Genomic DNA, 12,198 nt, shown 5'->3' with positions numbered 1-12,198 from the left:
AATCACCATCCCATCTTCGTATCATCCCCTCGCGGGTCGGCACCGGCTTCGTAGTATCCCCATGGGGTGAGTAATATGGCATCCACGCGGCCTATTTTACCGCGTTCGGTTATTTTATAGCCTTTTTTCTCTAATATAATTTTGGTTAGGCTGTCAATGGCATCTTTCTCAATGTATACTTCGTCGGGCAGCCATTGGTGGTGGAAACGCTTTGAGGTTACGGCGCGTTGCATATCCTGGTTAAACTCAATTACGTTTACTATGGTTTGGAATACCGATGTAATTATAGTTGAGCCTCCCGGTGTGCCTACTACCATAAACAGCTTTCCGTTTTTTTCTATGATGGTAGGCGTCATGGATGATAGCATGCGTTTACCGGGTTGTATGGAGTTTGCTTTGCCACCCACTAATCCGTACATATTGGGTACGCCGGATTTCGAGCTAAAATCGTCCATCTCGTTGTTAAGCAAAAAACCTGCGCCGTTAACCACTATTTTTGAGCCGAAGCCCCCGTTTAATGTTGTGGTGATTGATACCGCATTGCCATCATGGTCCACAATAGAAAAGTGGGTGGTTTGGTCGCTCTCATAACCTACAAATACACCCGGCAAAACGGTGGAACTTGGTGTTGCGGCGGCCCAGTTAAAGTTTTCCATGCGGCTGGTAATGTATTTTGGTTGCAACAAACTATCAACAGGCACTTTATAAAAATCCGGATCGCCCAGGTATTTAGAACGGTCGGCATATACACGGCGTTCGGCCTCAACCATTAGTTGTATGGTGGAATCGCTGTTAAAGCCCCAGCGTTTTAAAGGGTAATTTTCTACCGATTTTAGTAATTGCAGCAAAGCAATACCGCCGCTTGATGGTGGCGGCATGGTGATGATTTTATACTCCTTATAATTGCCGATAATGGGCTTGCGCCAAACCGAGTGATAATTTTGCAGATCGGCTTTGGTAATTAAGCCGCCGCCGGTTTTCATTTCGGCAACAATTTGGCTGGCTACAGTACCATCGTAAAAACCTTCGCGACCTTTATCACGTATCAATTCCAATGTTTTAGCCAGGTCTTCCTGCACCAGCATATCGCCTTCCTGGTACGGGGTATCTTTTATAAAGTATGCCTTGCCCGGGTTTAACCTTTTAAAATCAGCTTGTTCGTGGTTGAGGCTCGCGGCCATTGCCTTGGTTAGTTTAAACCCATTGCGGGCTAAATCAATAGCGGGTTGTACCAGGTTTGCCCATTTTAGTTTGCCGTATTTTTGGTGAGCCTGTACCATGCCATCAACCGAGCCGGGTACGCCCGATGCCTGGTGGGTAGCCAAACTCATATTGGGCACTACGTTACCTGCCGAATCTAAAAACATATTGGTGATTGCGCCTTGCGGGGCCTTTTCGCGAAAATCGAGCGTATTGGTTTGGCCCGTTGCCGAACGGTAAACCATAAAGCCGCCACCGCCAATATTACCGGCATCCGGGTAAACAACGGCCAGGGCAAACTGCACAGCTACGGCGGCATCAACAGCGTTACCTCCCTTTTTCAAAATATTAACACCAACCTGCGATGCATCCGGATAGGCGCAAACAACAACACCATTATCATAATGGCCAGTGTTATTTTTACCCAATTGCCCCCGTGCGCAACCGGCGAACAAAAAAAATCCTGCTATAAAAAATAACAGGATGTAAATATTAGCTTGGTGATATAGCTTATGCATGTGCTTGTACGCTTTGATATATTTTTTGCACTAATTTATCATATTTCTTTAATATCACCTTACGCTTTAAGCTTAATTTAGGTGTCATTTCACCGGTATTGATACTCCATTCATCGGCAATCAGTTCAAACTTTTTAACCTGTTCCCAGTGGCCAAAGCCAACGTTGTACCGTTCTATCTCTCTTTTGTATTTCTCAACAACCTGTTGGTTTTTAATAATTTCCTGGTTGGTGGTAAAGGTTATCCCCTTTTTAGCGCACCAATCTTTTAGTGCATCAAAGGCAGGCAATATCAAGGCCGCCGGGAACCGCTCGTTTTCGCCAATAACGATGATCTGTTCAATCAGCGGCGACTCTTTAAACTTGTTCTCTAAAGTTTGCGGGGCAATGTACTTACCTCCGGCAGTTTTAAATATCTCTTTTTTTCTGTCGGTTATGCGCAGGTAAGTGTTATCTACCAATTCGCCAATATCTCCGGTATGGAAATAGCCGTCGGCATCAATAGCTTCGCTGGTGGCATCTTCGCGCTTGTAATAGCCTTTCATTACGTTGGGGCCCTTTACCATTATCTCGCCGTCTTCGGCTATCTTAATGGTAACACCTTTTAGTATGGGGCCAACGGTGCCAAACTTTGTGCCGCCCTGCATCGGGAAGTTAACCGTAATTACCGGCGATGTTTCGGTTAAACCATAGCCTTCTAAAATCTTTATTTCGGCGGCCCAAAATACACGGGCCAAACGCGGCTGCAATGCCGCCCCGCCAGATACGATGGCGATAATTTCGCCACCCAAAGCTTCGCGCCATTTGCTAAACACCAGTTTGCGGGCAATTTTAAGTTTCAGTTCATACCAAAACCCGTTTGCTCCGTCTAATTCATATTTCAAACCCAAATCAAGTGCCCAATAAAATATGGCCTTTTTTGCTCCGGTTAATTCGGCCCCTTTGGCAACAATTCTATCATAAACTTTTTCTAACAGGCGCGGTACGGTGGTAAAGCAATGGGGCTTAACATCCTGCATATCGGCAACAATGGTATCCATGCTTTGGGCGTAGTAAATAGATATACCCAGATATACGTACATGTAAATTACCATCCGCTCAAAAATATGCGACATGGGCAAAAAGCTCAAAGCCCGCTTAATTTCCTGCGGATATAATTTGGACGATTCCAGCACATTACTTACCAAATTACCATGCGTTAGCATTACACCCTTGGGTGTGCCCGTAGTGCCCGATGTATAAATGAGCGTAAGTAAATCGTCGGGTTGTATTTTATCGCGGTATTGCTGCAAATCAGGCTCCTGGTGCTCGCTTCCCAATTGTAAAACCTCGCTCCAGTGTTTGGCTCCGTTTACTTTTTCGTAAGTATAAATAATTAATTGCGGTGCTACCTTATCCTTAATGGCTATTATTTTGCCATATATTTCTTTATCCGAAACGAAGATCATCTTCACCTCGGCATCCTTCAGTATAAATTCAATATCGGCGTCGCTCAGGGTAGGGTACATTGGTACCTGGGTGGCACCTATCTGCATAATGCCAAAATCGCAAAAATTCCACTCCGGCCTGTTTGGCGACATAATGGCCACCTTATCATCTTTTTTTATTCCAAGTTGCAGTAAACCGTAACTCACCTGGTTTATAGTATCAATAACCTGTTGCGAAGCATATTTTGTCCAGCCGCCTTCTGCTTTATGAGCCAGCATATCGGCCTTCGGAAATTTTTCCAAATTATATTGTAATAGATCAAAAACCCGTGTTATACTCATGGCCTTAGTGTTAATATTAATAAGATAGGGTTACGTAAAATTGGTTTGCTTTTAGAAGCTAAAAAATCAAATATATAAATTTTAAAGTTTGTTTATACCCAAACTGTTTTAAGTATAAATGTTATAATAATTACACCATTGGTTTATTTTTGCACGAAATTAAGGCTCAACAAATACTTAATTGGTTAACCGGGGCGTTAAAGGCATCGGTTGCACCAATATTTAAAAACTGCCCGTTTAAAACAAAACGCTAATATGAAAAAGCTATTACTTATTGCATTGCTGTTTAATGTAATTTTATTTACAGCAAAAAAATCAACCGCGCAAACAAGCTACCAGTTTGCAGCAGGCTTAAAATTTGGTGGGTACGAAAACGGCATATCCGGAAAGTATTTTGCCGGCGGCGATGTTTCGCTGGAAGGTATATTGGGTTTCCGCTCGGGTGGGGTAGTAATTACCGGCCTTTACGAGATAAACCAAACTGCCTTTAACGTAGCCGAGCTTAAATTTTACTATGGCGCAGGCGCGCACATTGGCTCGGTTGGTAACTCATACCAACGCTTTGGCGGTTCAAATAACACTTATGCCAACAATCAGCTTTTATTGGGTGTTGATGGTGTTATCGGGCTGGAATACATAATCCCTAAATCGCCCATAGCGGTTAGTTTGGATTTAAACCCAAGGGTAGAGCTATCGGGCGGCCCCTTTGTTGACCTTGCACCTGGCTTAGGCATTAAATATTGCTTTTAAACCAGAAAAGAAACCCCAAAGAAAATGGCCGCGAAACCAGGTTTCGCGGCCATTTTCTTTTTGCACCATGCCTATTTTACAATAGATATTTTACGGGTATACGTTTTATCGCCAATGCCAAGGCGCACAAAGTAAGCCCCGCTGGCCAACCCAGATAAATCTAAAATGGTATTATATGGCCCAGCAGTTATATTGCGGGTATCTTTATAGGCGTACTGCCCTAACATATTCACTACCGAAATTGACAGTTGCTCATCTTTAACGGCAGTAAAAGCAAGGTTAACTTTGCCGTTGCTCGGCACCGGGAACAGGGCCAGGGCAATTTCGGCACCATCGCTGCTGTTATCTTTGGCGGGTAATACAAAACTAAAATCGTTGGCTTTTGATATACAACCGCTGGCTACCGTTACATCAACCCGGTATATACCGCTACGCACGGGGGTATAGGTTTGCCCTGTTGCGCCTGCTATTAACGTGCCGTTTAGGTACCATTGGTTACCCTGGCTAAAGTTGGATGTTAAAACACTTCCGTTTAATGTTATGATGGGCTTAACTACGGCAACGGCAGTTCTTGCCACTCCCGGGCAATCTAAACTTTGCACATGCATATCGTAAAAATAATAGTAATATGCCTTGTAAGCGGCAGTATCGGTTGTTGAGGTTACGGTATTGCCGGATATGCTAAAAATATTGCCTATACTAAACGGATAACCTGTAACGGTGGCACTATTGCGATAAATGGTTGCATTATCTGCATAGCTAACAGATATAAGGTAAGTACCTGCCGATGGCAAAGCCAGGTTTAAGTTGTATACCTTGCCCTGGTCGTTAGGGTCGTCGTTTTGCACGCCTAATCCCGGCGTTGTGCGCGTTGCAGCAGCATTAATGGTGGTGGTTGATACCACTGCCCCGGCTAAAGTACTTGCGCTAAAGGTTATTTTACCAGGATACCCAATATACAACCTGGCACTCTTTATTAATACCGGCACCTTGGTTGTTACAGTAACCGATGGGGTAAACTGGTTATAACCACCACCGGTAAACACATTTTTTGTAGCGGGGCCAACGTTGGCACTAAAATCATTAAGGCCACTGTAAAAGGTATTGTTAACGGGTGTTTGCGCGGTAATTACGTTTGAGCCAAATGTAAACGGAACAACATCGCTAATGTTTTTATACCAAAATACCTGGCCGCTGCCCGTGGCGCTTAAATTATAGGTTTTAGCGTCGGTACAAAACGATGCCGACGAAGCCGTAATAACCGGCGAGTTATTAATTACCGCCGTTGCCGTGGTTTGGTTGTTGCTTGCAATAGGGTCGGCAGCTAGGGTTGTAGTGGCAGTTATTGTATAAGTTGCGCCCCCGGCAGCAGCAAAGGTGCCGGTTAAATTAAAATCATCGTCGGCCAAAGGCGCAAGCGAGCCGGTATAGGTTTCGTTCAATGTTGTAACTACGCCCTGGGCCGATGTTATGGTTACCGTTACCGGGATGCTGGTTAATGTTGAGGTACCAAAGTTTTTTACTTTTACAGATACGTTGCTGTTATTAGCCGGGCATGTGCCACTTGCGGCAGGCGTGTTAATGGCCGTAATGCCCGCATCAACACTGGCTTGGGTAAATGTAACCTTGTAATCCTGCGTTTCGCCTTTGGCATATGTACCGCAGGGGGCAATGGTTGTTGCATCGCTGGTTTCTGATAATACTATCCGCATCAGACTTACATTACCGGGGACAACCGTAGCGGGCACTGTGATGTTAGTATTAAAAGTGCCTACGCCATTAATTACGCCCGATGTTGCTACCAACTCGCCTGCATCGGTAAAGTTTCCATTTTCATTCCAGTCAATAAAAACCTTGGCTATTTTATTAAAATTAGCGCCGCATGTGCCAACAGTTAAGCTTAGGGGGTAAGTTTTACCTTGCTCTAAGGTAGCGGTAAGGCTCGTATAGTCCGAATAAGTGGTGCAACCCGGTGCAGGTGTGTTATTGATATTTGACAAGGTAAAATTATTGATCCTTGAATCGGCACTTGAGCTTGGCCCCGATGCGCAATAAACCGAGCCGCCAATACCGGTTACAATAAGCGAATAGGCTTGCGAGCCGCTGCTTAAAGTACCTTTATGGCTCACGGTAATGGTATAACTTACACCCGGCACAGCATTGGCAATATAAACCTGTTCCACGTTATCAACCACGTTATCGCCGGTTGTGGCATTTGCCGATGGGTTTGTTGGGCTCAATACCCAGGGTTTATAAGTTGTAGTGCCATCGCTTACGCGGATATCCAAATCGTTAACCAGCTTTGGGGTGCGGCTGTTAAGGGTTCCGGCGGCGGTAGCGGTACCGGCGGGGTCTGTCCAGGCAATGGTGGCACGTAAAGGGCCAACACCCGATGCTGTAACGTTGTAGGTTTGTACCTGGCCCTGGGTTATGGTTTTTTCGCTCACTATACTTTTGGTACCATTATCGGTAATAGCTTGCGCGGCCTTGCTCATATCCAGCAGTCCCCATCCATAAATATAATCGGGACCAGGGTTGCCGGCATCCAATGCGGTGTGGCAAACCAAACCCTTTAGTGTAGACGAGAGCATAAAATTGCCCGAATTTTTTTGTGCATAATACTCCTGCAATAAAAAAAGCGACCCACTCACGTTAGGCGTTGCCATTGATGTGCCCGATAAGGTTAAATAAGCATCGGTAGAACCCACACCGGTTGATAAAACATTAACGCCATCGCCACAAATATCGGGCTTAACGCGGCCATCATCTGTTGGGCCAAAGCTGCTAAAATAAGCAACCTGCACATCGGCAGCGGTTGCGGGGCCATTAGGCAAGGGGTTTACTGCCGAAACCGTTAAAACATTTTTTGCAGTACCCGTTAACGAAATAATGTCGTACCCATCGTTACTGCTTATTGTTGCCGGGCGCAGCCCTTTGTTAACTATGGTAGCATCGGTGCGGCTGGCATAACCATAATAGGTTGTGCCCACGGCGGGGCCTGTTTCGCCGCGGTTATTGCCCGCTGCTATTACAATTAAATACTTGGGGGCGTTGTAGGCTATTTGGTCGTAAGTTCGGGTATTGGTATCGTAAAAGCCAAATTTGTAATCTTCGGTATCGCCGGGAAGGCCGTACCATTCCCACCTGGCCTGGGTATCATTATAGTACCAGCCGGCAATATACCCGTACGAGTGGTTTGAAACAAGCAGGGCCGATGCCGCAGCGGCCATTTCGGTATTATCGTTATTATAATCGTATGATATTAAACTGGTTGCACCAAAGGCCATGCCTTTAGCCGGAGCATAAACGCCCTTGGCTATCATGGTGCCAGCCACATGGTTGCTATGGTCGCTTATTGATGTTGCACCGTCGCGGTTGGTTATGGTTTTACCGGCAAATTCCTGGTGGCTGGTGTAAACAAGCCCCGCATCCCAAATGGCTAATTTATTGGCTAACGCCGCGCTGGAACCATTTAAATTTAAATCCAATGTACCACCGGGCTGAACGGTATTGGTGCGCGTGGTTGCTGCTGCTATTACGTTACTATAGGTTGTTAAATAAATGGGGAAGCCGCTGGCATCAACCCCTTGTAATGATATGGTTGTACCATCGGGCTTTACTTTAAAGGTTATCCAACCTTTTTTGCGGGCCATATCGTAAGCCTTTTTGCGGCTTGCGGCGTTGCTTGTGTTTAAGCTGGCCGACAGGCCAACAAGCTCTTTTGCTTTAAATGCATCTGTAAGTATTTGTTGTGGCAATGCTACATTACTCAGTAAAACAAATACAAAAAACAAGAAAATACGGGGGTAAAGTTTCCTCATATAAAATAAATATAAACCATGCGCTGCTTATATGGAATAACTGCCATATTGAAACGTTAGTGTGAAAGGTATGAAAAAAATATTGGTACTGTACAGTATTATTGCAAGCTGCTTTTTTGCCTGGCAACCTGCACAAATTAAACAGGGAATAAGTGGCAGGGTTTACTTAAAAAAAGGCAACCAAATGCCATCGCCGGGGATAAAAATTGGCGAAGGGAAGCCCGTGCAAACCAGCGTTTGGATATACAACCTCACCACAACCCAACAAGCAACAGATAATGGCGGTTATTTCACCAATATACAAACCGCCCTGGTTACCAAGGCACAAAGTAATGCCGATGGCTATTATGCCATTGCACTACCTGTAGGCAAGTACTCGGTTTTTGTGGCCGATAATGGTAAACTATACGCCAACCGCTTTAATGGCAAAGGCGAAATTAACGCTATAGAGGTTAAAAAAGATAGCGTTAGCCACCTTAGCCTAACCATTAGCGTTAACGCAGTTTATTAATTTTTTACGACAGATATTTACCTACAATAGGCATACGGCGGCCCATACCAAATGCTTTTGGCGATACCCTTAATATAGGCGGCGTTTGGTAACGTTTATGCTCGGCGGTGTTTACCAGTTTAATAACACGCTTTACTACCTGCTCATCATAACCCATATTAATAATTTCGGATGATGATTTGCGGTGCTCAACGTATTCCATTAAAATGGTATCTAAAATATCATAATCGGGCAGTGAGTCCGAATCTTTTTGGCCCGGCCTTAACTCGGCCGACGGCGGTTTTACGATTGAGTTGAGTGGGATAACCTCTTTATCGCGGTTAATGTAATTGGCCAATTGGTAAACCTGCGTTTTGTAAACATCGCCCAGTACCGAAATACCGCCGCACATATCGCCATACAAGGTTCCGTAGCCTACGGCTGCTTCGCTTTTGTTAGATGTATTGAGTAAAATATAACCAAACTTATTGCACATAGCCATGAGCAATACGCCGCGTGTGCGCGATTGAATATTCTCTTCGGCAATATTAAAGGGCAGGGTGTTAAATTGTGGGTGCAGTGCCGTTTCAAACGAATCGGTAATGTTTTTGATGGCAATGGTTTCGCTTTTACAGCCCAGGTTTTTAACCAGGTCTTCGGCATCGCCAATAGAATGATCTGACGAGAATTTAGACGGCAGCAATACTGCCATTACATTTTCGGCACCCAGCGCCTCGGCAGCCAATGCACACACCACAGCCGAATCTATACCACCCGACAGCCCCAAAATTGCCCTCGTGAATCCGGATTTGTAAAAATAATCGCGGATGCCCAATAAAAGGCCCTGGTGTATCTGCTCAATATCGCTGGTATGGTGCGGCTTAAATGTGCCGGTATGCTGGTAGCTTACAACTGCCTTGCCGTTTTCGCCCTTATCAAGTTTATAATACGAAACGTGTTCTTTAAAATAAGGCAGTTCGTCAAGCATGTTTCCTTCGGCATCAAACACCAGCGAACCGCCGTCAAATATCAGCTCGGTTTGGGCACCTACTTGGTTAACATAAAACAGGGGCAGGTTATATTGCGTACAATTGCCGCTCAAAATATCTATCCGTTCGGTATCGTGGTTATAGGCAAATGGCGATGCGGCAATATTTATCATCACATCGGGGTGCTGCTCAATCAGCATATCCATTGGCCGGGTAATGTATAAAGGGTTTTCAATGGTATTCCACAAATCTTCGCAAATGGTTAGTGCTATGCGGTGCCCTTTAAAATCAATACAGCTAAAGTTGGTTTCGGGTTCAAAGTATCGGTACTCGTCAAAAACATCATAATTGGGCAGCAGTGCCTTGTTTACAACAGCTTTTACTTTTCCGTTCTCAATAAAATAAGCCGAATTGAATAAATCTTTACCCTGGTGCCGTAAGTTTGGCGTAGGTAAACCAATAATGCAGGCAATATCGGCACATACGGCGGCTATTTGCAGGGCGGCATCTTCGCACAGGTCAATAAACTCTTTAAACTCAAAAAAATCGCGTGCAGGATACCCGCAAACACATAACTCCGAAAACACAACCAAATCGGCACCATTGCTCCGGGCCGTTTCAATAGTGCTTATTATTTTTTTTGTATTCGATTCGAAGTTGCCAACATGGTAATTTAGCTGGGCTAAAGCTATATTTATCATCATTATAATAGGTAGTACGGCTTAGCGTTCCGTTTATGTAATTTTTTAAACTTAATTTTGTGATGTATGAATGCATTGCTGCGCTATAAACCCCTAAAGCAAATTTACCTATTTTTTTTTATCGGGCTGCTATTTGTGGCTTGCGGAAGAAATAAAAAAGCCGATGTAAGTAATATTCCGGTTAATATTACAGTTTGGCGTTTCGACCACGATTTTGATGAAATGCGCACCAAGCCCATGGCAGCGCAATCCGTATTGCTTGAAAAAAGGTACGGAATATTTTACCGCGACTTTGTTGAACACATACTTAAAGCCGGCAGCACTAACGATACGGCTTATTTTGCAACCCTCCGCAAAATTTTTGCGACTAAAGATTATTTGAGCGTTAAACACGAGGTAGACTCGGTTTACCCTAACCTCAATAAGCAAAACCAGGAGCTAACCGATGCTTTCAGGCGTATTAAATACTACTTTCCGCAGAAACATATACCGCAGGTTTATGCCTACTTTTCGGGCTTCCAGGCGCAAACATCCATTGGCGATAAGTATTTTGCTATAGGGCTCGACCAGTTTTTGGGTGCCAACTCTAAATTTTACCCTGCCTTGGTTGAGGAGTTTCCGCATTACATATCCCGCAGGTTTACCCCTCAAAACATTGTGCCGCGCGTGGTGGAAGGTTTTGTGCGAGAAGATATGTTTCCCGAAAAGGATGAAGACCGCACGCTGCTATCAAAAATGATATACAACGGCAAGGTAATGTATATGATGGACTCCACCCTGCCCGATGTGCCCGATTCGGTAAAAATTGGTTATACCCCCGCCCAATTGCAATGGTGCCAGGATTTTAAGCCACAGATATGGGCTTATATTTTAGACGAAAATTTATTGTACGAAAGCGACATGCTTAAAATACAGAAATATATTAACGAGGCACCTTTTACACCCGGCCTAGGGGAGCATAACCAATCGGCACCTAAAATTGCGGTTTATACCGGCTGGCAAATTGTAAAACAGTATATGGATAAAAACCCGCAAATAACTTTGGCACAATTAATGGCTGATAACGACGCACAAAAAATACTCAATGAATCCAAATACCGACCAAAATAATTCCGATAAGATTGGCATCGCCCTATCGGGCGGCGGCATCAGGGGTGTATCGCACCTGGGCGTTTTACAGGCACTTACGGATAACGGAATCCGGTTTTCGCACATATCGGGCACAAGTGCAGGAGCTATTGCCGCAGCATTTTTTGCCGCCGGTTATGCCCCTAAAGAAATACTGAATATTATTAGAGAAGCCAAGTTATTTAAACTGCTGAGGCCCGCAATTGGCAGCACCGGATTGCTATCTATATTAAACGCGCAGCATTTAATTAAGCAATACATTCCGCACAACTCATTTAAGGAACTTAAAACAAATATAACCATATCATCTGTTGATTTGGGCGAAGGCAGGCTTGTTTACTTTACCGAAGGCGACCTGGACCTGGCCATTTTAGCGTCGTGCTGTTTGCCGGGTATTTTTAGGCCCATTATTATTAACCAACACATGTATGTTGATGGGGGTATATTAAACAATTTTCCGGTAGAACCACTGGTTGGTAACTGCGATTTCATTATCGGCTCGTCATGCAATCACCTGCCTGTAGTTACCGAGATTACTTCGTTTGGTAAAATGATAGACCGGGCCGCCATGATAGCCATAAACTCGAGCCTCAATACGCACAAAATTTTATGCGACGTGGTGATAGAGCCTCACGGCCTAGGCGACTATGGCATATTTGATACCGACGCTGCCGAAGAAATTTATATGATAGGCTACGAAGAGGGCCTAAAGGCCATTGAGGGTAACGAACGACTAAAAGCTATAGTAAAAGCGCACAAAAAATTGCGGAAACGCAAGGCATAATATTTCAAAGTCAATAAAAAAGCGCATCAGTTTATACAACCAATGCGCT

The 12,198-nt window shown here is 44.5% G+C and carries 8 protein-coding genes; 4 read left to right on the top strand and 4 right to left on the bottom strand.

Features of this window, described 5'->3' with window-relative positions; genetic code table 11:
* Positions 1-2: 2 nt before the first annotated feature.
* Entirely contained in the window at positions 3-1,718 is a 1,716-nt protein-coding gene (ggt, locus tag BDD43_RS09010) for a gamma-glutamyltransferase (RefSeq protein WP_121197369.1), read from the bottom strand.
* On the bottom strand, positions 1,711-3,486 hold the full coding sequence (locus BDD43_RS09005; RefSeq protein WP_121197368.1) for an AMP-dependent synthetase/ligase: 1,776 nt from the start codon (positions 3,484-3,486) through the stop codon (positions 1,711-1,713). The genes ggt and BDD43_RS09005 overlap by 8 nt, the downstream gene beginning before the upstream one ends.
* A gap of 255 nt (positions 3,487-3,741) precedes the next feature.
* Here BDD43_RS09005 and BDD43_RS09000 point away from each other — a divergent pair, with 255 nt between their 5' ends.
* A complete protein-coding gene (locus BDD43_RS09000) occupies positions 3,742-4,236 on the top strand; it encodes a hypothetical protein (protein WP_121197367.1) in 495 nt (164 codons plus the stop codon).
* 71 nt (positions 4,237-4,307) lie between these two features.
* On the opposite strand, the gene BDD43_RS30980 is transcribed toward BDD43_RS09000, so the two are convergent.
* Positions 4,308-8,057 carry a S8 family serine peptidase gene (locus tag BDD43_RS30980; protein ID WP_121197366.1) on the bottom strand — a complete coding sequence of 1,250 codons (3,750 nt, stop codon included), beginning with the start codon at positions 8,055-8,057 and terminating at the stop codon, positions 4,308-4,310.
* Between the two features lie 70 nt (positions 8,058-8,127).
* Here BDD43_RS30980 and BDD43_RS08990 point away from each other — a divergent pair, with 70 nt between their 5' ends.
* Positions 8,128-8,568, top strand: coding sequence for a carboxypeptidase-like regulatory domain-containing protein (locus BDD43_RS08990; RefSeq protein ID WP_121197365.1), 441 nt, complete (start codon positions 8,128-8,130; stop codon positions 8,566-8,568).
* A 4-nt stretch (positions 8,569-8,572) separates the two neighbouring features.
* Here BDD43_RS08990 and BDD43_RS08985 read toward each other — a convergent pair whose 3' ends face one another.
* Entirely contained in the window at positions 8,573-10,240 is a 1,668-nt protein-coding gene (locus tag BDD43_RS08985) for an NAD+ synthase (RefSeq protein WP_121197364.1), read from the bottom strand.
* 63 nt (positions 10,241-10,303) lie between these two features.
* Between BDD43_RS08985 and gldB the strand changes: the two genes are divergently transcribed.
* The gene (gene gldB, locus BDD43_RS08980; protein WP_121197363.1) at positions 10,304-11,347 is read left to right on the top strand and encodes a gliding motility lipoprotein GldB; all 1,044 of its coding nucleotides are present in this window, start codon (positions 10,304-10,306) and stop codon (positions 11,345-11,347) included.
* Positions 11,322-12,149, top strand: a complete 828-nt coding sequence (locus BDD43_RS08975) for a patatin-like phospholipase family protein (RefSeq protein ID WP_121197362.1) — start codon at positions 11,322-11,324, stop codon at positions 12,147-12,149. Before gldB ends, BDD43_RS08975 begins: the two co-directional genes overlap by 26 nt.
* Positions 12,150-12,198: the final 49 nt, after the last annotated feature.

Origin of the sequence: Mucilaginibacter gracilis, assembly GCF_003633615.1 — a bacterium.
GTDB lineage: Bacteria > Bacteroidota > Bacteroidia > Sphingobacteriales > Sphingobacteriaceae > Mucilaginibacter > Mucilaginibacter gracilis.
This window is presented reverse-complemented; position numbering and strand designations above follow the sequence as displayed.

What these genes read in the sequence shown, in the direction of transcription:
- BDD43_RS08985 (WP_121197364.1), bottom strand. Translation starts at nt 10,240, where the DNA reads ATGATGATAAATATAGCTTTAGCCCAGCTAAATTACCATGTTGGCAAC.
- BDD43_RS30980 (WP_121197366.1), bottom strand. Translation starts at nt 8,057, where the DNA reads ATGAGGAAACTTTACCCCCGTATTTTCTTGTTTTTTGTATTTGTTTTA.
- ggt (WP_121197369.1), bottom strand. Translation starts at nt 1,718, where the DNA reads ATGCATAAGCTATATCACCAAGCTAATATTTACATCCTGTTATTTTTT.
- BDD43_RS09005 (WP_121197368.1), bottom strand. Translation starts at nt 3,486, where the DNA reads ATGAGTATAACACGGGTTTTTGATCTATTACAATATAATTTGGAAAAA.
- BDD43_RS09000 (WP_121197367.1), top strand. Translation starts at nt 3,742, where the DNA reads ATGAAAAAGCTATTACTTATTGCATTGCTGTTTAATGTAATTTTATTT.
- gldB (WP_121197363.1), top strand. Translation starts at nt 10,304, where the DNA reads ATGAATGCATTGCTGCGCTATAAACCCCTAAAGCAAATTTACCTATTT.
- BDD43_RS08990 (WP_121197365.1), top strand. Translation starts at nt 8,128, where the DNA reads ATGAAAAAAATATTGGTACTGTACAGTATTATTGCAAGCTGCTTTTTT.
- BDD43_RS08975 (WP_121197362.1), top strand. Translation starts at nt 11,322, where the DNA reads ATGAATCCAAATACCGACCAAAATAATTCCGATAAGATTGGCATCGCC.